This is a genomic window from Chitinophaga agri (assembly GCF_010093065.1).
GTDB classification, from domain to species: Bacteria; Bacteroidota; Bacteroidia; order Chitinophagales; family Chitinophagaceae; genus Chitinophaga; species Chitinophaga agri.
On sequence record NZ_CP048113.1, the window covers coordinates 1,298,201 to 1,319,202 of the forward strand.

The following is a 21,002-nucleotide window of genomic DNA, read 5'->3' on the forward strand; positions in this document are numbered from 1 at the left end:
AGATCTGCTTCCACCAGGGGAAAAACTTAATTATTTTGTCATGCCTAAGAAAACGCTTCACGAAGACTGGATTGCTGTTATTATCGCATTTTTAACAATTGGCCTGGTGCTGTTCGGCCTGAAACCCATACTGCCAAAGATCGCTGTATGGGACGATAGTTCTTTTATCACGGCCCAGTTTGCGGGCGTGGCCGTCTGGAAACAGACGGGGATACTTTTCCTGTGGGTCTTCGGCAGTCTACTGCTGGCAAAGGCCTTTACCGGAAAGGTGGAGATCGCGAAACTATTCGTTTCCCTCCTTTTCATCATCTTCATCACGTTGCTGGCGCAGTTTATTGCCAGTTACAAAACACTGAAGGATTTTGGTGTGGAAGTGGTATTATTCAGTCTCATACTCGGACTCCTCATCAGCAACCTGCTGGGCGTTCCTGCTATCCTGAAGGCGGCCATTCAAACCGAGCTGTATATCAAGATAGGACTCGTTCTGCTGGGTGCGAACGTCCTGTTTGATGATATTATCAAAGCCGGTGGTCTGGGGATACTGCAATCTGTTGCGGTAGTCTTTACCGTATGGTATTTCAGTTTCTGGGTATGTCGTAAGCTGAAACTGGATGATGAATTCCGGATGATGATATCCAGTGCAGTATCCATCTGTGGGGTATCGGCAGCAATCGCTACTTCCGGTGCTATAGAAGGCGACAACAAGAAGCTGTCTCATGTCATCTCCCTTGTACTCATCGTTGCCATACCCATGATGCTGTTCATGCCATACATTGCTACCTGGGCACATATGCCACCCGCTGTAGCAGGCGCATGGCTTGGAGGTACTATTGACACATCGGGTGCAGTGGTAGCAGCAGGTACGATGCTCGGGGAAGAAGCCCTTAAATACGCTACGCTGGTGAAATTCTCGCAGAATGTGTTACTCGGACTGGCCGCCTTCTTCATTTCACTGTACTGGTCGTATAGCCATAAGAAAGCCAATTATGAAAAACCTACACTGCGTACTATATGGGAACGTTTTCCAAAATTCGTATTAGGTTTCGTACTGGCGTCCATCCTGTTTTCCTTCCTGCTACCAGCAGGCACCGTGGCGACCGTTAAAGGCCCATTGAAGGAACTGCAAACCTATTGGTTCGCTATTGCGTTTACATGTATAGGACTCGAGACCAAATTCACGGATATCTTTAAAATGGAAAATGGCCGTCCGGCGATGGCGTTCATCATTGCCCAGGCATTCAATATCGTATTCACGCTGGTGATAGCGTATCTTGTATTCGGAAGGTAATACAACCCATAGCTGGTAGTCCGCCGGCATCTCATTCCGGCGGACTAGCGGCGTTTCCAGCACAGGTAACTACTTAATCGTATTTACCTGTCTTATCTTCAATGCTGACATCAGCATCTTTTCTGATCTGCATTTTCACATACACCAGCAGCTGTGATGCGCCTGCCTTGAAGCATACTTCCTGCGCCTTGCGGACTACCTCCATACACTCGTCGTAAGTGCCCTCTATCACAGTCTCGAAAGGACAAACCCTGTATTTCAGTCCGGAAGCCTGGATCACTGCAATGGCTTCATCTACCACTGCATATACCTGGTCACTGGGAACAGAAGGAAGGATCTGTAAGGCTAAATTGATCTTGTGTGCCATCATGTTTATTACTGTTTAACGTTTCTTCCACTTTATTTCATAGAGATCCCTTCTCATGTCTTTCTTCGTCTGCACACTCCCGAAAGCATGCAGCTCCTTGAGTAATACGAGGTCTACGTCCGCAATGACCACCATTTCTGTATTGGCAGTAGCATCTGCTTTCACACCGGTTACAGGAAAGGCAAAGTCTGACGGTGTCAGTACTGCGCTCTGTGCATACTGAAGGTCCATATTATTCACCTTCGGCAGGTTCCCTACACAACCAGCCATGGCCACATAACACTCATTCTCGATCGCCCTGGCCTGCGCACAGAACCGCACCCTGTTGAAAGCATGCTGGGTATCCGTCAGGAAAGGTACAAACAATATCTGCATTCCCTGCTCTGCCAATATGCGTGATGGTTCGGGAAACTCCACATCATAACAGATCTGTATACCTATTTTACCGCAATCTGTATCGAATACCTTGAGTGTATCTCCTCCTTTGATACCCCAGGCATACACTTCACTTGGTGTCGGATGCATTTTGATGTAGTAATCGTGCGTCCCGTCACGGCGGCACAGATAGCAGATGTTATACAATGACTCTCCGATCAGAATGGGCATACTGCCAGAGATGATGTTCACATTGTACGATACCGCATGTTTAATGAACTGGTCGCGGAGCTGTTCCGTATACTGTGCTACGCCCCTGATAGCAGCCGCGCCATCCATCTGATTAAACTCGGCCATCAGCGGCGCATTGAACAGCTCAGGGAAAACGACAAAGTCGGACCCATAGTCACTGACGGCATCTATGAAATACTCCACCTGCTGCAGGAAACCATCAAGTCCGCCGTAATCACGCATCTGCCATTGTACAAGTCCGATACGCACGGTAGATTTATTATATCTGATAGTATCATGGTCTTTCTCATAGTAGATATTATACCATTGCAGCAGGGTAGCGAAACCTTTTGAAGACTCGTCATGCGGCAGATAGTTCTTCAGGATCTTCTTGACCTGGAAATCGTTGGAGAACTGGAAGGTCAGTGTGGGGTCATAGATTTCCTTATCCCGCACCTTTTCGATATAGTCTCTGGGGGACATGTCAGCCGCATATTTCAGATAATTGGGAATACGGCCGCCGGCTACAATACCACGCAGGTTCAGCCGCTCACACAGCGTTTTACGGGCATCATACAGTCTTCTGGCAAGACGGCGTCCGCGATACTCAGGGTCTACGAACACCTCTATGCCATAGAGCACATCTCCTTTACGGTCGTGAGTACTAAACGTATAATACCCGGTGATCTGTTCATAGGTATGTTCGTCACCAAATTTTCCATAATCCACGATAATGGAAAGGGCACAACCTACTACTTTATCGTTCACGGTAACAGCGATCTGTCCTTCCGGGAAAAGCTCTACCAGTCTGCGGATGGTGGGTTCGCGCCAGTAACTGCCTTCCATGTCGGCATATGCGGAAACCATGGATGCCTTCAGGTCTAAATAATCTTCAGGAGTTAATTGCCTGATGTCAATTGTTTCGGGTACGTGTTTCGAGGTCATAACATTAAAGTTATCGGATTCTTTGCTGCCGCTTTTTCTATAATGTAAAAAAAGTAGCTATATTTGAAATGTTTTTTAACCATGCTCCCTTAAAGACCTCGATAAGCAATTGTTCATCTTAATTCGCAACTGCAGTGTCACTTATCAGGAACCGGGATATTGTTATCATTGGCTTACAACAGTGGTATACCCCTATCGGAAGTAATTGTAAGAATATAGCTTTGCAATTTGCGCGCCATAACCGCGTATTGTATGTCAACGCACCGCTTGACAGAAGAACGATCCTGCACCAGAAGGATGATCCGAACGTTATTTACCATCTGAAAACTATACAGAAGAAAGAGCCAGCGATCGTACCTGTCAGGGAAAATCTGTGGAGCTACTACCCTTCTGCGGTACTGGAATCGATCAACTGGTTGCCTGCCCCTGCGCGGCCGATCTTTTCCTTATTGAACAAACGTAATAACCGGAAGTTTGCGGCAAGTATCCGGGAGGCAATGAACCAACTGGGGTTCAGAGACGTTATATTATTCAATGATAATGATATTTTTCGTGGCTTCTACATGAAAGAGCTGCTTAAGCCGTCCACATATATCTATTATAGCAGGGACTACCTGCTGGGCGTGGATTACTGGCGAAAACACGGTGAAAAGCTGGAGCCACTACATATTGCAAAAGCCGACATTGCAGTGGCCAACTCTAACTATCTGACGGACATTCTCAGGAAATATAATCCAAACAGTTACTATGTTGGCCAGGGCTGTGATCTCAGTCTGTTCGATGTGACGCGGCAATATGCGAAGCCCGCAGATGTGCAGCAGATCAAAGGGCCTATAGTCGGTTATGTCGGCGCACTCAACTCCCTGCGACTGGACCTGGGCATCATTGAGCACGTTGCCCGGGAGAAAAAGGAGTGGTCCATCGTGCTGGTAGGACCAGAAGACGAAGCTTTTCAAAAATCAGTTTTACATACACTGCCCAATGTACACTTCCTGGGCAGAAAAGATTTAAAAGACCTGCCGTCTTATATCGCGTCATTTGACGTGTGTATCAATCCGCAGCAGGTGAATGTACTGACTATCGGCAATTATCCGCTGAAAATTGATGAATACCTGGCATTGGGAAAGCCTGTAGTGGCTACTGCTACACGAACAATGGAGTTTTTTGATTCACACACCTATCTTGCCCGGAACGCAAATGAGTATGTTACACTGATCAGCAAAGCTATTATGGAGGACAACACCACGCTGCGGGAACAGCGTATTGCTTTTGCAAGATCACATAGCTGGGAAAACGCTGTAACTGCCATTTACGAGGCAATATTAAATACAGCATAGTCTGATGAGCACACTTACCAGTCTGAAGATCAGGATTAAGAGTAATCCTAATGTGAAACAGTTCGTACACCGAATGTTAATGCCGAAGAACCAGGCCAGACCCCGGTTGTGGGTCAGGTGGATGGTGAACCCCCTTATACATAAGAAGGGCAAAGGCGCTATCATACGTCGTTACTCACGACTTGATGTTTTTCCTTTTAATGCGTTTGATCTTGGAGCAGGCTCCATTATCGAAGACTTTTCTGTTGTCAATAACGGTATGGGCGATGTCCGTATCGGAGACAAGGTACAGGTTGGTATCGGGAATGTACTTATCGGACCGTTGACTATTGCTGATAATGTGATCATCGCACAGAACGTGGTGATGTCAGGTCTTAATCACGGTTACCAGGATGTCAAGATACCTATCGGGCAACAGCCCTGTACGACCAGCGAAATCTACGTAGGCGCTGACAGCTGGATCGGTGCTAACGTGGTCCTCACTGCGGGCGTCAGGATCGGGCAACATGCAGTCGTCGCTGCCGGCAGTGTAGTGACGAAAGATGTGCCTGCATTCAGCGTCGTTGCGGGTAATCCGGCCAGGTTGATCAAACAATATAACCCTGCTACAAACCTGTGGGAACGTGTATAATTAACTGATATTACAGGCGCCTGACTCCGTCGGTGCTCCTTTTAACAGAAAGCGGCCGGACTAGTAGTCCGGCCGCTGTTTTGTGCCCTATGGGCTGCTAATATTGGCGTAGGTATGCACTATTCTGCTTTGATAAATTTGGTCGTCCATTTATAGGTGCTGTTCTTGTACACCACCTGGAGGATGTACGTACCTATTGGCAGTGAAGAGACATCCAGTGACTGTTGCAGGTTATCTCCTGCAGGCAGTGCAAATGTCTTCATCGTCTTACCGGTCATACTGAAGATCGAAATCGTACCCTGACCTGCATTTTTCATACGCTGTTTGTAGTTCAGCGTGCTCACGACAGGATTCGGATAAGTGGTGATCTCCGGAACGACGATGTTACCATCTTCCCCTTTATCCATCACGTTCACTTCAAATGTAGAACGGGCGCTTTGCTTCTTATCGTCAGTTACGGTCAGTTCAAACACATAGCTACCTGGGAACGTCAGTCCGGAGATAGCGGTCGCTTTAGCTGCCGGTGTGGTGATAGATGCCTGTATCGGACCATACACCTGCCTCCATGCATAAGTAGTGATATTAGCCCCGTTTCCGTAAGATCTGCTACCATCCGCATTCATGCTTGAAACAGGCAGCTGGATGGTCAGGTCGCCCTGTGTCAGGGATACCGGTGGCTTACCGGTGCTGTTATCAGCCGGCAGTACCGTGATCTGCACCCTATCAGTGGCAATGGCATTCTTATCGTCTGCTACGGCCAGTTCTATTTCGTAAGTACCCTCGGTGAGGCCGGAGACTACGTTAATAATACCGGTCGGATTAGAGAACCGTACGTCTTTACCTGCTACTTTCAGCCACTGGTATTTTGTTACGATACCATCTGCATCAGAAGAAGCAGCTGCGTTCAGTACTACACTGTTAGCCGGCAGTCTGATCGTCACATCATTACCTGCTCTTGCGATCGGCGGCGTGTTCACCACAGGTGCAGCAGGTTTCACGACCAGCTTCATTGTGTCTGTATCAGTAGCACCATCGTCGTCAGTTACGGTGAGTGCCAGGTAGAAAGTACCTTCTATCAACAGTTGCGCGCTCGTTACAGGTATGTCCTTGTACTTGATCGTACCACCGAGTGGCCCGCTGATCTTATGCCATGCATATTTCACGATCTTACCATCCGTGTCCATTGACAGGGACCCGTCCAGTGTTGCTTCGTTTACAGGCAGGGTGATCGTAACATCCGGACCTGCATTCGCTACTGGTGGTTTATTCGCCTGCGGAGCTGCCTTAACAGTCACTGTTACATTCGCGGTAGCGGTAGCGCCATTGTTGTCGGTAACAGTGAGTGAGTAAATATGCGTACCCACAGTCAGACCAGTGATCGTTGTTTTCACTGCGGATGGCGTTGTGATCGCGCCACCGGCAGGACCGCTTACTTTCTTCCACTCGTATCTGGTAATGGAACCATCTGCATCGCTGGAAGCCTTACCGTCCAGTGTCACCGTGCTCGCAGGCAATGTGATGGTCACGGCACTACCCGCATTGGCTACAGGCGCTTTATTGGGTGCAGGATTCACCGTTACCGTTACATTGGCAGTGCTGGTCGCTTTATCATCATCGGTTACAGTGAGCGAGAATACATAGGTGCCCTGTGTTAATCCGGTCATAGTGGTTTTTACTGCGGATGGCGTCGTGATCGTACCGGCGGCCGGGCCACTCACTTTCTTCCATTCATATCTGGTGATCGTACCATCAGCATCGCTGGAAGCTTTCCCATCCAGCGTAACGGCATTAGTGGGCAATGTAATGGTCACGGCGCTGCCGGCGTTTGCGACAGGCGCTTTATTGGGCGCAGGATTTACAGTAACAGTAACGTTAGAGGTGTTAGCAGCTTTGTCATCATCAGTTACAGTAAGAGAGAAGACATACGTACCCGCAGTCAGCCCTGTGATAGTTGTTTTCGCTGCGGATGGCGTCGCGATCGTACCGGCAGCCGGGCCACTAACTTTTTTCCAAGCATAGCTGCTTATCCTACCATCGGCATCGGTGGAAGCGTTACCGTCGAGTGTCACGGTATTGGTCGGCAGCGTAATGGTTACAGCACTACCTGGCTTGGACACAGGTGGCTTATTTGCCGGAGCCGGGTTTACGTTAACGGTTACACTGTCTACATCGGTAGCAGATTTATCGTCCGTTACGGTGAGTGTAAAAATATAGGAACCTGCCGTAAGGCCCGTAACGCTGGTGGTCGCTGTTGCCGCGTTGGAGATAGTACCTCCAGCCGGACCACTCAGCTTCTTCCAGGCGTACCTGCTGATCTTTCCATCTGTATCAATGGAAGCGGTACCATCGAGCGTCACCGTGTTAGTTGGCAATGTGATCGTGATATCTTTACCTGCGTTTGCAGTTGGCAGTTTGTTACCATTAGAAGGCGCTTTGGGTCCCTGGTATTCGTAGGCACCTACGTCAAATCCGCTATTGACAGGACGTTTCTGATCATCCAGGTCAGTAGTCAGTCCCAGGTCACTGACAGCTTTCGCAATACCGGCGTCTATTGCAGCAGAAGTATTTGTCAGATGGAAGTCTCCGCTGCTGACACTGGTCACGACCTTGCCGGCGTTTGCAGTTGTAACGAACAGGTTGTTCCCGTAGTCCAACTTGATGTTCTGTGCACCGCGGATATAGAGACCGTCTGTAGGATAGCTTCCCCCCAGCGCGTTTTCGATGACAAGATTATTGTAGACCTTGTGACCAACAGTTGTCAGATAAGCATATATTTTTATACCGGTATTACCTGTATTGTAGATAGTGTTATTATAGATATAGGCGGTGACAGGTTGCAGGATCAGTTTATCAGAAACGTTGATACCTTCTCCATTTTCAACATTGGATACCGTGTTGTTATACACGTAGGATATACCTGAACCAAACAATGCAATACCAGGCATAAAACCATTGTCAACCACGTTGTTATACAACTTCACGCGGGAGCCGCCACCCATCAGCAAGCCGTAAGCCTGCGCCTCTATTTTGGTACGGCCGTAGTACCGTACAAGGTTATGATGGATCTTGTTTTCTCCCAGGTCAGCCATGGATACCTGGATGCCATCCTGCGCCATGTACTGCAGGTCATTATCGTATACTTCCAGGTTCTCGATATGGTGAGACTTGATATTCTTACAAAAAGCAAAATCGAGTGTATAGTGCGTATTACCGATGTAAAAACCTTCCGCATCAGAATAACGCGCCTTGATATGGTGGATCTTCACATTCCTCATGACATAGGCGCCTTCCCAGAACTGCGGATTGGAACAGTCCTGCGTGGTTTTAGCCACGAGGAAAGACATTACATCATGAATATAAAAGTTGTGAATATCGATATCAGAACTACCTGATCCGAGGTACACACCCTGCATTTTTATACCCAGCAGGTTTTGACCATTCACATCGAATCCGTATTCAACACCGGGTGTACCGGAGCCATTGATGTGCACGTATTTTCCTCCCATGATACTGAAGGAAACGTCTGTTTTCAGCGTTCTGATACCGGTCCTTACCACGCCCCCGCAGTTCATTATAACGATGGGTTTAGCGGCAGTACCTACCAGATTACCGAGTTGTATGAATTCATAGTCACCGGCGGGAATACAAAGCGTATCACCAGGGTTCAGGTTGAAGGCAGCTTTCGCATCGGTGTACCACATACCATTGCCGACATTATTCTTTGCGATCACTTTTTTATTGCCGGGAGGCGGTGGCGCAGCAACAATACCCCCCTGCTGATATTGCAGCATCCACTCATATATATTCATACCATTCTCCTTATACGCGGGATCATACGCCTTTGACCAGGCATCATGTCCTATTGCGTTGAAGATGGTCAGTTTAGGCTGTGGATTGGGACTGGGCGTATATGCTCCCATCATGGAAGTCCAGTCTTTTGAATATTGAGAAGGAACAATAGGGTCGAGTTCGTTATGCAGGAACCACACCGGCACGTCATTCTTTGCGAGTGTCTTTGGTGCATTGGTCATCTGCCTTGGGTTCATGTTACCGGCTACAGCCACAACTGCGGCAGGAATCTTTGCGTAGGAGTCATTCGCACTCGCGAAATCTTCCGTAACACCACCGCCCATGCTCATACCGGTTACATAAATGCGTTTTTCATCAATCCTGAATTTTCCTTTCAGATAATTGACAAGGCTCAGTACATCTACCGGGCTGGGAATATTTTTAAACTGCGGAGAGGCGACGATAAAGGAAAATGACTTACCGCCCACGGTGAAAGATGCAGGAAACTGGCCTTTATCGATCAGCCTGGGCACACCATTCCGCAGGATCGAAGGAAGATCTGATGTACCATTACCCAGTTCCCCTATCCCATGAATGAAGATCAGCAAAGGATAAGATTCCTTGCTGGCAGCATACGATGGTGGCACATATTCATAATAACCTCCGGAGTTTGTAACTTTCGTTCCGGCTAATGATACCGCTTTCTGCTGGGCGGTTACTGCTAAAGTGGTGAACAGAAGCACTGCAAGGCAAGCAGCTAACTTTCTGAACATAGTAGAGTACAAATGTTTCATCAGTCAGGTTTTTCAAAATTATATGGTGTGCTTGCGGGGCCTATCCCCGTTCAAAAACGACAAGTAATTAGTCGAAAAAAGGTAAAGCACGTTGGTTGTAATCGTGTACGTTGTCCCAGTAAAGGTCTTTCGTCAAAAGTATGTCTTTTGCGCACTAGTCAACTCATAAGGGCGTCTGTCCTGATTATTCTGTACTAGTCATCCAATCCTCTGATAATCTAATACCTTCTGCTGTTTTTTCAAGTTCCGACGGCAAAGTAAACTATTTTTATTTGTCAAATAGAATATTTTTCATATGTAATTATATTAATTTATAAAGCGTGGAAAAATATAATACGTAAGAGAATAAAAAATACAGTATTGATGGGGCTGTTGTAAATTTAATTTTGATAAATTTTTACATATTGGTAATATTGTATCTGAGGAGGAACCTCCCCCAATAACCTGATCCTGTCAAAAAGACCGCTCAATATTTCAATTCACTGGATTTATATCATATACATGGGATTTAAATTATTATCGGTAATCAACAACAGGCATTTTCACTCCTTGTTAGGTAACCTCGTTTCTGCTTTTCTTAACGTACTATCCTTCGCGATCCTCGTTCGTCTACTTTCTTTACCGGCTTTCGGGGAATGGGTTTTATTCATCGGCACCTATACTGTTCTTGACCAGATCCGTACCGCTTTACTCAATTCAGGCATCATTAAATTCTATGCAGGCGTAGATGAAAAGACTGGCCGCGAAGTGGCCGGAAGCGCCTGGTATCTTGTATTGATCCTTACCGGCGTTTACCTCTGTCTCAATCTTGCTGTGGCCGTGGTCATGTACGGTCAATTTGATGAAACATGGCGCTTTTTTATGCGCTGGATCGGCGTGATGATGGTCGTATCTGTCCCGTTTAATATCGCCAGCTGGTTCCTGCAGGCCGAACATCGCTTCGATAAGATCTTACAGGTCCGTTTCTGGCAGAACGGTGGCTTCCTGGTAATGATACTCCTCTTTCATTTTTTCAGCACTGTAACACTACCCCATGTATTATTCGCCTATACCATCGGTCTTGCTGCTACCAGTTGCTTTACACTGATCAGGGGCTGGACGAAAATACGCTCACTCGTCCACAGCACGCACAAGCAGGTGATGATACTCGTTAAATACGGCTGGCTCATCGTCGGTAGCATGATCTCCTCCGGCTTCCTGAACTACTCAGATAACTTCCTCATCCGCACCATGATCAGCCCCGCTGCTGTAGCGATCTACAGCATTCCGCAAAAGTTCATGGAAGTGATCGAGATCATTCTACGCAGCTTCGTGGCCACGGCACAACCTACCTTGTCCAGCGCGGCCAACAGGAACGACTGGAACGGCGTGTCAAAAGCATTCAGCCGCTACACCGGCATCGTTAGCATTGTGATCATCCCGTTTATTATCGGATTGATCATCTTTACCAAACCACTGATCGTCATTCTGGCTGATAAAGCCTATCTGCCGGCTACGGATGTGGTAAGGATATTCCTGCTATGTGCCATCTTCTACCCTATTGACCGCTTCATCGGCGTAGCACTGGATATGATCAACCGTCCGCTGACCAACTTTTACAAGAACTTCCTGAAACTCATCCTGAACATCATCGGTGATATTGTCTTCATCACACTCTTTCATGATGTGCGCTGGGTTGCCTTCGGCTCACTGATCAATATGATCATCTGCGTGGTTGTCGGCTATTACATGCTGAAGAAATACGTTCCGTTTACAATGGGCGAGATCGTTAAACTCGGTTGGGCTGAATGCCTGAATATGCTTGAAAAAATAACCGGAAAACTGAAGCTCGTCAAATAGTAAAACGCGCTGTTATTCCCTGCTATCACAGTTATCACGCATAACAGCGCCGCACCTGATCTCCTTTTAACTTTTAGTGATATATAACGCAAAAGCCCCCGGTTCACCGGGGGCTTTTTGCTCCTTAAAACAATCCTGTTTGTATACTAAGCTTTTTTCAGCACACGCGATCTGATGATGCTCTTACAGATATGCGTGAAAGCGCGTGTTGCTTCCGCGAGTTCTTTCCCCAGCGAGCGCTGTGGAAAATAATGGAGTACCATTTCGCGGGTCCATGGCTCTTCGAAGTATTTAAGAATATCTTTATCATCAGGGTTCACGATAAAGTCAAAGCTACCCTCCCATTCTATACGCATGGTATGCAGGTTGGGGTGCGTTCTCTCCATGATCTTATACCCGATGGATGCTTTGGGCAGATACTCCAGGAAGAGGTCCCCAAAGTCGAAATTGGTCGGGAAAGAGATCCTTTCCTTGTCCACCATCACCACTTTATTGTCTACTTCCAGCAGTACCCATTTATGTGATTTCTTCGGATACAGATGTTCACCCAGCAGAGAAGGCGTTTCCATATATCCTCTCTTTGCCACGCGAAACTGCTCGCGGAGAAATGCATGCGGATTCTCTACATGTTCAAGTACGTGATTGCAGATAACGTAATCAAATTCTTTATCTTTAAATGGCAGGTTCTCTCCATCTGCACTCAGGAACTGCTGATTTCTCAGCACTTTTATATCACCACTACGATGTGTATTGTCATCTACGTATTTGTCTACCACAACATTCGACCGTGGGTGCGGATTGTGGCCGCCTCCAACCTCAAGTACCCTGTCCGTCTTTTTAATGTCCAGGTCAAAACGGGATTGGGGATTTCTGATTTTCATGCGTAAAGTTTAATGATCTTACAATGGCGCCAGCACCTGCTGGTACACCGTTTCAATTTTATGGGTCATATCCCGTACATCGAAGTTAGCCTGTACACACTTACCCGCATTCTCCTGCAGGTGGGTACGCAACGTACGGTCTTGTATCAGTCTTTCGAGGGCTGTTACCAGCGAAGCTTCATCTTTAGGGGGCACCAGCAGTCCGGTCACTTCATGCTCGACCGCCTCTCTTGTACCGTCCACATCCGAGGCTATAACCGCTTTCGCCATGGCCATCGCTTCCAGTACACCGATGGGAAAGCCTTCCCAGAGAGAGGGCAGACAGTAGATATCTACGGCATGCAATACAGCAGGTACATCCTGCCGGAAATTGTCAAATACGACCCTGTCAGCAATATTCAGTTCCTTTGCCAGATCCACGGCAGCCGCTTTCAGGTCGCCTTCTCCTATCATTAACAAGGTAACATCCGGAAAGTTGGCGCATACCCTGGCATATGCCCTAAGCATACCCAGCGGGTCTTTCTGCTCAGTGATGCGCACAATGTAGCCGATCACCAGGTGATGCGCAGGGATGCCATAGGCGGCCTTTACGTCCGGGTAAGTGCCATTACGGTTGAACTTGTCAAGGTTCACGCCGTTTTTGACCACAGTGGAATTAAAATGCCCAAATTCGCGTTCTCCTGTACGGTGATTGGAATCTGATACGGTAATATTGAGCCGGGTAAGACGGGTGATGAATTTTTCTGCCAATATCCGGGCTTTCCTGTTCCATGCCGGCAGACTATCATGAAATGACCATCCATGGATAGTATAGATGACTGGTAATCCGAGGGAGCGGGCCGCCCACAGCACATTTGTGTTGGCGCGGGTACCATGTACATGTACAATGTCCATGCGCTGCGCTTTCAGGAACTGCTTAACTTTCTTCCAGACGCCGATATCAAAAGCGCGCTCTGTATGGATAACATGCGCCGGCACGCCCATCTCGTTCAGTGAGGTGATCATCGGTCCATCGGTAAAGGATAATACCACCGGCTCGAACAGACCTTTATCGAGGTAACGTACCAGGTCCAGCACATGACTTTCTCCTCCACCGACCTTACCCTGACGGATGGTCTGTAAGACCCTGATCTTTTTCGTCGCTTCCATCTCTTTACAATTGTTCTATCCAACGGCTGTACCATAACTGGAACACGAGGATGTTCCAGAGTTTCTGGTGACTCACCTTTCCGCCATTAAAATAGTGCTGTTTCAGTGTTTCGATATGTGAAGGATCGAAAATACCCGTCTGCCGGAGCTTTTCAGGAGACAGATAATATTCCATCTGCTCTTTCAGCTCGTCTCTGAACCAGTGTGTCAGCGGAGCGATAAACGGACGTTTGGGACGGTCCATTAATGTTTTAGGGATATACTGGTGTACAATTTCTTTCAGAATGTACTTATTGATCTTATTCTTCACTTTGATGTGCGCAGGCACCCTTGCCAGGAACTCCACCAGTCTGTGATCCAGCATCGGCTCACGGCCTTCAATGCTCACTGACATGGTTGCCCTGTCCACCTTCACCAGGTTATTATCTACCAGGAAGGTTTTGTAATCGACAGACAACAGGCGGTTCAACGGATCATTGATGTTATTCAGTTCACCGTTCATATCAAAGTTGGTCTTGTAGGCGGAACGTGCGCCTCCCAGGTAACTGGCTGCCTCAGACTCAGTAATATACTGACTGATATATTTCAGTGCCTGCTGAGACTTACCGGATGCCCAGATGAGTTTCATCTTTTCATACCGGCTGGCGAAGTTGTATTGCTTATTGAAATATGGGATAGCAGCGGGATCAACCATGTTCATCACCTTGCTCACCATGCCCTGCAGCGATTTTGGAAAGCGCTCTGTATACTGCAGTGACTGATTGAATTTATTGTAACCTGCGAAGAGCTCATCCCCGCCATCAGCAGATAATACCACCTTCACCTGCTTAGCCGCCAGTTTACTTACCAGCGTGGTAGGCACTGTTGAATTATCTGCGAATGGTTCATCGTAAATCTCAGGCAGATGCTCCAGGATATCCTTCGCATCTTCCGGTCCTACGATCCACTCTGTATGATCTGTACCGAGGTGCTGCGCAATTCTGCGGGCTTCTTTTGACTCATCAAAGGCAGCTTCTTTATAGCCGATAGTAAAGGTCTTCAGACGGTTACCGGAAGAAGCCTGTAAGATGGCCGCTACACTGGAACTGTCATAACCACCGCTCAGGAATACACCGACGGGCACATCTGCCACCATTCTGTAACGGTAGGCACTTTCCATCAGTTCTTTGGTATGACGGATGATATCGCCCTCGTACATGTCGGTAAGCGGCTGGCGGTAAGCTTCGAGCACACTCCAGTATTCGGAGGTGGTCAGTGCTTTATTGGTCAGGGACATATGCATGTAATGCCCTGGTTTCAGTTTATGCGTATGTTCGAAAACGGTATACGGCGCGGGAATATAGCTGTACTGGAGGAACAGGGAGACACTGTTCACATCTATCTTCTTCTCAAAGCCGGGGAACTGATGAAAGCTTTTCAGTTCGGAGGCAAACAGCAGCACGTTATTATGCCAGTAGTAGTAGAGCGGCTTCACGCCGGCTCTGTCGCGGCAGAAGATGACCTGTTGTTCTTCCTTGTCATAGATCACAAAGGCAAACATACCTATACAACGGTCTACGATCTTTTCTTTCCAGCAATCATAACCTTTGATCAGTACTTCGGTATCGCTGCTGGAGGTAAAGTGATAGCCAAGTTGTTCCAGTTCATGGCGGATCTCCTTGAAATTATACACCTCACCATTGAAGATCATGGTGTATTGTTTATAGTGCATGGGCTGATGGCCACCACTGGAAAGGTCCAGAATGGAAAGGCGGCGCTGACCCAGTCCGATCAGTGCATTGGGGTGTTCATACACTTCGTAACCACCGTCATCCGGACCGCGATGCAGCAGGGCATCGGTCATGTCTTTCAGTACGGGAAGGCTGGCTTTTTTGGAGAAATCAATAAACCCTGCTATGCCACACATGGTATTAAATTTAAGTGACGGTGTTTTACGTTCCACATAATGCCTTTCCAGAAAGCTCTTAGGTGTTCCTTTTCTCTTTTGAGCAGGAATTGTAACGTATTCTTGGGAATGGTAAACAACGTCAGGTACAGTAAAAAGATGATCCGGTTCGGTAATGCCACGTTTCTGCGCATGAACAGTATTCTGTTTCTGGTCAGGTAGTATGTCTTCAATGGACTGTTCTTGCCCGTGGACATTGATTCTTTATGATAGATGAGTGATTTGTACTGATAATAGATCTTGTAGCCTTTGCGTTTGAATTGTTCGCACCAGTCAAATTCTTCGTAGTAGAGGAAATACACTTCCGGCATCAGTCCCACGTCCTTCAATACAGCCGCTGTTGTCATCATACCACCACCATGTGCATAGTGCGTGGAAGAGATCTGATCGTATTGTCCCTGGTCAGGTTCTTTACAACCGATCATGCTGTTACGGCCGGTGAATACATCTACTGACTGGTAACCTGCGTACTCGATCGTGCCTTTATGAAAGAAGTAATGAAACTTCGGACTGACCATTCCGGCATCAGGATGATGATAGAACACTTCCAGCAATCCTTCGATCAGGCCATCCGTAAATTCAGTATCATTATTCACCAGGAAGAGATAACTCCCTGTGGCAGCTGCGAGGCCAAGATTATTGCCACCGGCAAATCCTTTATTGGTAGCACTCCTGATGACCTTTACAGCAGGATAGGCCGCTAACAATGCATCCGTAGGATCTTCGGCAGAGGCATTGTCCACTACGATCACTTCTACATTACGATAGCTGTTATGGCTGATGGAATGCAGCAATTCACAGGTAACGGCAGTTGTGTTATAGTTAACCGTTACGATAGAAACCAGCGGTGCTATGTTATTTTCCTGCGACATTGACCAGGGGGTTATCGATGGTAGTTTTGGAATGCTTTGTATGAATGAACGTCTTGTTGGCGCCTTTGAGTTTGAATACCAGGCCCACCATAATACCGACTACACGTGGCAGATTGAGTATAACAGTGAACAGGTATTTTGAGTAGAACTTACCCGGTAAAGGCAGCAGCATACTAACAACAAACGCGCCAAGTGTGATAGCCCATACGTACAGGGGTACTGTGAGATACCGGCCTGCCACGAGGTAAATGAATGAGATAAAGAACAGGCCGGCCAGCAATAACATACGGGGCAGCAGCAGGTTTTGTCCGACGGACATATAGAAGTAGTCTATACGGCCTTTCAGCAAGGCGCTGAAGCCTCTTACAAAGTATTGACGCACGTACACCAGTTGGCTCGACAACCAGCGTTTACGCTGATTTTCGAAGGCGGCGGCATTTTCCACCTTTTCATCAAACATGAGTGCTTCTTCGAGATAATGGATCTTGTATCCTTTCTCTACAAGCAACTGCTGCAGTACTTTGTCAAAACCACCGGTAGCTTCTGTCTCCTTCAGCGCCTGTTTTATCAGCTGGTATTCGAATCCGATACCGGAACCAATGATGGAGGCAGACAATCCGAGCGCGTTGGCGCCTTTCCGGTTGATATGATTTGCGATCATCTCATTAGCTGCATCCAGTATGGCAAACGGCGTGTCCAGATTTTTGGCTACACGTTGCGCCTGGATGGCGTGATGCCCCTGCTGGAATGCGCTATTCATTTTTGTCAGGAAATCTACGGCCGGAATGTTATCGGCATCAGCGATCACGGCCATATCATACTGCTCTTCATCCAGCTGTGTGAATGCGACATTCAGTGATTTAGCCTTTGTACTTTTTTTAAATGAAACCGGTATCACAGTGATACCTTCCGCACGTAGTGTCGTGATTGTTTCAGGTTGCAGGGAATCTGCGATAACGATCACTTCATATTTATCAGCCGGATAATCCAGCGATTCATAGCTCCGTGCAGCGGAGAGAATAACTTCATCCTCCTTGTATGCAGGTACCAGAACGGCAATCCTGCTGTATTTCAGTGCATCCGGTGTATTTCTATTTTTCTTAGGGAACAGTCGGCCTGCTATTCCGAAGAGCAGGTTATAAAACACACAACCTCCCAGATAAATAAGCAGGATAAGTTCAATCGTAAAGATCATTACACATTATCTTTTTGTATTAAAGCTTTAGGGGTGTTTGCCATGATCCACATGTCGTACTTAAAGTTATGCTGATTGGAGTAGTTAATATCCAATGCAATTCTTTCCTGTGCGGACATTTCCTTTTTTCCCCTTTTGCTGATCTGCCACAGACCGGTGATACCAGCCGGAGCCAGAAAGCGTTGTGCCCATTCGTCGGTGGTCAGGGTGGAAGCTTCGTATAAAGGCAGGGGTCTGTTCCCAACGAGGGACATATCTCCTTTTAAAACATTAAAAAGCTGCGGAAGTTCATCGAGGCTGGTATTTCTCAGAAAAGCGCCGAAACGCGTTACGCGCGGGTCATTTGAGACCTTATAAAAAACGGGACCGTCACCGTTCTTATATTGATTCATATGCTGCAGCTGTTGCAGTTTCTTGTCAGCGTCGGCTACCATTGTTCTGAACTTATAAAATTTGAACACCTGATAGTTCCTACCAGCGCGGCGTGCGGCGTAAAAAACGGAGCCTCTTGACTCAAGTTTTATAATGGCTGCAATTAACAATAAGATAGGACTGATAACCAGCAGGGCTGTCCCTGCCACAATGATATCAAAACCTCTTTTTAATATTGCGTTCACCGTACGCTTGTGGTCCTGTTTCCGCTTGCCGCCCACTACCGTGAGAGGCGGAAATGCGTTCAGCTGTTTGAACTTGTTAATGAAAGCTACTTTGGATGCGAGCTTGGGGAGACATTTTGTAGTGATGATCTCGTCGATGAAAGTGTATTTTTTCACCGCGGCCGTCATCTCGGGGGTAACGTCTTCAGTATAGAGCAGGAATGGGATGCATGCGCAGCTGGAATCCTGCTGGAAGAATTGTTTCCAGGCATTCAGGCCTTTTTGATTATCAGTGTGCGACCTGTAAATAATAACGCCCGGCTTTCTGCGAAAAACAGATTGTAACTGCTCAATTGTAACAATTGCAGTATCATAATCCTGTGCGAAAAAACACTTATAACCCTGAGACTCCAGTTCGGGTGTCTCAATATGTTGCCCTACGAACAACACAATATGGCTGTCGGCGACAATCTGACGGGGCATTGTTTGTTCACGTTCTTCAAACTGTTTTGGGGCCGCATTCTTCAATACGCTCAGTTCAGGAGTAAATGTATTCATGCTAACAAAGGAATTAATGGTTACATACTGATAAAATCATCCATCATGTGCTATGAAAAAGCAGGAACATGCTGTGCTTTCAGTACATGATCAATAGTATCCAGTAAGATCACCGGATCAAACGGTTTTTTGATGATCGTCTTTATGTTGCCCGGACGTATGTGGGCGAAGGATTCTTTAGTGTCGTGTACACCAGAGAGGACCATTAAAGGGATGTGCTGGTACAGATTGCTCTCGGTCATAAACTCGATGAGCTCCCATCCGTTAATATTTGGCATCTGGAGGTCGGTGATCACCAGATCGGGGATATTGCCATTCTTTAACCATGCCATAGCTGCGAGACCGTCACACGCTGAAACAACGTTGTAAGTTCTGTTTAGCATCACCTCAAGTAAGTATCGGATGGGTAAACTATCATCTATAATTAAAACTGTTTTTTTCACCTTTAACCAATTTAATATTACTAAAAACAACCAATACCTGTTAGGATACTGGAAAATCTATCTGTTTATTGGCTTTAAATTGGATAAGGTTTCTATGGAACTTAAAACAGTTTCTCAGGGGATATGAAAGAAATGATTCAAATATGGTTTCTCGTAAAACTTCCACTAAAGTACGAAACTAATCATAAAGTGCAAGCTGTAAAAATTAGTAATTGTATATGTATACAACAACGATGTAAAAATATAATACTTTATTCATTTCCCCATATGTTTTCCGTAAACGGTCACTTTTTTTGGGTGAATGCGTTATAAATTATCGTGAACGAATAATCATGAGGGTCATAGGATTATTTTTTTTTAAATGTAGGAAACACTGCTGAAAAAATACTGTACAATTATTATACTTTTGCTCAGGACACCCATATGGGATTGTTATGTAATACGCTACTGGCGCTCCGATTACCCCTTAACTGCTTATATTATGATTGTGATCTCTACGATTTTCTGGTGCAGCATTTTCCTGGTTTGTTATAGTTACATTGGATACGGACTACTACTATATATAGTAATTAAAATACGTCGTTACTTCGTAAAAACCCAACATATTGGAGACGGATCTTCCTTTATACCGGAAGTAACATTTATGGTAGCCGCATACAATGAAGCGGCCTTTATCAGAGAAAAGATCACAAATACGCTTTCGCTAAATTATCCGGCTGACAAATTAAAGATCATCTTCGTCACTGACGGATCTACTGATGATACCAATAATATAATAAGGAGTTATCCACAGATCACGCTTCTGCATGAACCCGAAAGAAAAGGGAAAACAATGGCGGTGAACCGTGCGATGAAACATGTTAAAACACCATTTGTCGTTTTTTCTGATGCCAATACCTTATTAAATAATGATGTACTGATTTGTCTCATGCGTCACTTCCGTGATGAAAAGACAGGGGCCGTCGCCGGTGAGAAAAAGATCCTGGTTGCAGACCAGGCGGAGGCGGAAGGTGCAGGAGAAGGAATGTACTGGAAATATGAATCGCTGCTGAAGAAATGGGATGCGGAACTTTATAGTGTCATGGGGGCTGCCGGTGAACTTTTTGCCGTGAGAACTGTTTTATACGAGGATGTTCCGGCTGACACCATCCTGGATGATTTTATGATCTCTTTCGGCATCAACAAAAAGGGTTACCGGGTCGCCTATGCTCCTGATGCATACGCGCAGGAAACACCTTCTGCGTCCCTGCAGGATGAGTATAAACGAAAAGTGCGTATTGCCGCCGGTGGCTTTCAGTCAATGAGCCGTCTCCTGGATCTGCTTAATGTATTCCGTTATCCAAAGATCACCTGGCAATATGTGTCACACCGTGTATCCCGCTGGACAGTAGCGCCGTTATGCCTGCTGCTTGCATTGCTGTCCAACATCCTTATCTGCATTGCTGGCGGGGGGGGGATATACCAACTGTTCCTGTTGGCGCAACTGGCATTTTACGGCATGGCTTTCGCCGGATTCCTGCTGGCGAAGAAAGGTGTAAAGAGTAAACTGTTATATGTTCCTTTTTATTTCGTCTTTATGAACATCGCCGTATATCAGGGTTTTGGCCGCTTCCTGAGGAAAAAGCAATCCGCCGTATGGGATCGTTCACAACGGCAGTTAACTGTCGGATAATGTGTAATATTTACATTTACTGCTGAGTTATATGGTTTCACGAATCGATTTATAGCATTCACCGTCTAAAAACAGATTTTCGCTAAAAAAATGTC

At 46.6% G+C, this 21,002-nt stretch carries 15 protein-coding genes; 5 read left to right on the forward strand and 10 right to left on the reverse strand.

What is annotated here, in order from left to right; translation table 11 throughout:
* Window positions 1-40: 40 nt before the first annotated feature.
* Window positions 41-1,288, forward strand: a complete 1,248-nt coding sequence (locus GWR21_RS04910; RefSeq protein ID WP_162330660.1) for a YeiH family protein — start codon at window positions 41-43, stop codon at window positions 1,286-1,288.
* 73 nt (window positions 1,289-1,361) lie between these two features.
* Here the strand turns inward: GWR21_RS04910 and GWR21_RS04915 are convergent, their stop codons facing one another.
* On the reverse strand, window positions 1,362-1,658 hold the full coding sequence (locus GWR21_RS04915; protein ID WP_238430192.1) for a thiamine-binding protein: 297 nt from the start codon (window positions 1,656-1,658) through the stop codon (window positions 1,362-1,364).
* Between the two features lie 12 nt (window positions 1,659-1,670).
* Window positions 1,671-3,206, reverse strand: a complete 1,536-nt coding sequence (locus GWR21_RS04920) for a bifunctional GNAT family N-acetyltransferase/carbon-nitrogen hydrolase family protein (RefSeq protein WP_162330661.1) — start codon at window positions 3,204-3,206, stop codon at window positions 1,671-1,673.
* A gap of 134 nt (window positions 3,207-3,340) precedes the next feature.
* Between GWR21_RS04920 and GWR21_RS04925 the strand changes: the two genes are divergently transcribed.
* Together GWR21_RS04925 and GWR21_RS04930 are read left to right on the forward strand one after the other, a co-directional pair.
* A complete protein-coding gene (locus GWR21_RS04925; protein WP_162330662.1) occupies window positions 3,341-4,543 on the forward strand; it encodes a glycosyltransferase in 1,203 nt (400 codons plus the stop codon).
* 4 nt (window positions 4,544-4,547) lie between these two features.
* Window positions 4,548-5,174, forward strand: coding sequence for an acyltransferase (locus GWR21_RS04930; protein ID WP_162330663.1), 627 nt, complete (start codon window positions 4,548-4,550; stop codon window positions 5,172-5,174).
* Window positions 5,175-5,293: 119 nt separating this feature from the next.
* On the opposite strand, the gene GWR21_RS04935 is transcribed toward GWR21_RS04930, so the two are convergent.
* Window positions 5,294-9,757, reverse strand: a complete 4,464-nt coding sequence (locus GWR21_RS04935; RefSeq protein ID WP_162330664.1) for a PKD domain-containing protein — start codon at window positions 9,755-9,757, stop codon at window positions 5,294-5,296.
* A gap of 501 nt (window positions 9,758-10,258) precedes the next feature.
* Between GWR21_RS04935 and GWR21_RS04940 the strand changes: the two genes are divergently transcribed.
* A complete protein-coding gene (locus GWR21_RS04940) occupies window positions 10,259-11,596 on the forward strand; it encodes a lipopolysaccharide biosynthesis protein (protein WP_162330665.1) in 1,338 nt (445 codons plus the stop codon).
* A 146-nt stretch (window positions 11,597-11,742) separates the two neighbouring features.
* On the opposite strand, the gene GWR21_RS04945 is transcribed toward GWR21_RS04940, so the two are convergent.
* The 7 genes from GWR21_RS04945 to GWR21_RS04975 are packed head-to-tail and all read right to left on the reverse strand — an operon-like array spanning window position 11,743 to window position 19,235.
* Window positions 11,743-12,477: a class I SAM-dependent methyltransferase gene (locus GWR21_RS04945; protein ID WP_162330666.1), complete on the reverse strand. Its 735-nt coding sequence runs from the start codon at window positions 12,475-12,477 to the stop codon at window positions 11,743-11,745.
* A gap of 18 nt (window positions 12,478-12,495) precedes the next feature.
* Window positions 12,496-13,626 carry a glycosyltransferase family 4 protein gene (locus GWR21_RS04950; RefSeq protein ID WP_162330667.1) on the reverse strand — a complete coding sequence of 377 codons (1,131 nt, stop codon included), beginning with the start codon at window positions 13,624-13,626 and terminating at the stop codon, window positions 12,496-12,498.
* Window positions 13,627-13,630: 4 nt separating this feature from the next.
* Complete coding sequence (gene asnB / locus GWR21_RS04955) at window positions 13,631-15,532, reverse strand: asparagine synthase (glutamine-hydrolyzing) (protein WP_162330668.1); 1,902 nt, start codon at window positions 15,530-15,532, stop codon at window positions 13,631-13,633.
* Window positions 15,520-16,443 (reverse strand): glycosyltransferase family 2 protein, encoded by a 924-nt coding sequence (locus GWR21_RS04960; RefSeq protein WP_162330669.1) that lies wholly within the window; start codon window positions 16,441-16,443, stop codon window positions 15,520-15,522. Before GWR21_RS04960 ends, asnB begins: the two co-directional genes overlap by 13 nt.
* The gene (locus GWR21_RS04965) at window positions 16,427-17,638 is read right to left on the reverse strand and encodes a glycosyltransferase (protein WP_162330670.1); all 1,212 of its coding nucleotides are present in this window, start codon (window positions 17,636-17,638) and stop codon (window positions 16,427-16,429) included. The genes GWR21_RS04960 and GWR21_RS04965 overlap by 17 nt, the downstream gene beginning before the upstream one ends.
* A complete protein-coding gene (locus GWR21_RS04970; RefSeq protein ID WP_238430193.1) occupies window positions 17,638-18,792 on the reverse strand; it encodes a sugar transferase in 1,155 nt (384 codons plus the stop codon). The genes GWR21_RS04965 and GWR21_RS04970 overlap by 1 nt, the downstream gene beginning before the upstream one ends.
* Window positions 18,793-18,842: 50 nt before the next feature.
* The gene (locus GWR21_RS04975; protein ID WP_162330671.1) at window positions 18,843-19,235 is read right to left on the reverse strand and encodes a response regulator; all 393 of its coding nucleotides are present in this window, start codon (window positions 19,233-19,235) and stop codon (window positions 18,843-18,845) included.
* A gap of 481 nt (window positions 19,236-19,716) precedes the next feature.
* Here GWR21_RS04975 and GWR21_RS04980 point away from each other — a divergent pair, with 481 nt between their 5' ends.
* A complete protein-coding gene (locus GWR21_RS04980) occupies window positions 19,717-20,907 on the forward strand; it encodes a glycosyltransferase family 2 protein (protein ID WP_202929048.1) in 1,191 nt (396 codons plus the stop codon).
* Window positions 20,908-21,002: the final 95 nt, after the last annotated feature.

Coding starts and splice junctions, on each gene's coding strand:
- GWR21_RS04920 (WP_162330661.1), bottom strand. CDS start 3,206: ATGACCTCGAAACACGTACCCGAAACAATTGACATCAGGCAATTAACT.
- GWR21_RS04950 (WP_162330667.1), bottom strand. CDS start 13,626: ATGGAAGCGACGAAAAAGATCAGGGTCTTACAGACCATCCGTCAGGGT.
- asnB (WP_162330668.1), bottom strand. CDS start 15,532: ATGTGTGGCATAGCAGGGTTTATTGATTTCTCCAAAAAAGCCAGCCTT.
- GWR21_RS04930 (WP_162330663.1), top strand. CDS start 4,548: ATGAGCACACTTACCAGTCTGAAGATCAGGATTAAGAGTAATCCTAAT.
- GWR21_RS04960 (WP_162330669.1), bottom strand. CDS start 16,443: ATGTCGCAGGAAAATAACATAGCACCGCTGGTTTCTATCGTAACGGTT.
- GWR21_RS04935 (WP_162330664.1), bottom strand. CDS start 9,757: ATGAAACATTTGTACTCTACTATGTTCAGAAAGTTAGCTGCTTGCCTT.
- GWR21_RS04910 (WP_162330660.1), top strand. CDS start 41: ATGCCTAAGAAAACGCTTCACGAAGACTGGATTGCTGTTATTATCGCA.
- GWR21_RS04940 (WP_162330665.1), top strand. CDS start 10,259: ATGGGATTTAAATTATTATCGGTAATCAACAACAGGCATTTTCACTCC.
- GWR21_RS04965 (WP_162330670.1), bottom strand. CDS start 17,638: ATGATCTTTACGATTGAACTTATCCTGCTTATTTATCTGGGAGGTTGT.
- GWR21_RS04980 (WP_202929048.1), top strand. CDS start 19,717: ATGATTGTGATCTCTACGATTTTCTGGTGCAGCATTTTCCTGGTTTGT.
- GWR21_RS04970 (WP_238430193.1), bottom strand. CDS start 18,792: ATGAATACATTTACTCCTGAACTGAGCGTATTGAAGAATGCGGCCCCA.
- GWR21_RS04945 (WP_162330666.1), bottom strand. CDS start 12,477: ATGAAAATCAGAAATCCCCAATCCCGTTTTGACCTGGACATTAAAAAG.
- GWR21_RS04915 (WP_238430192.1), bottom strand. CDS start 1,658: ATGATGGCACACAAGATCAATTTAGCCTTACAGATCCTTCCTTCTGTT.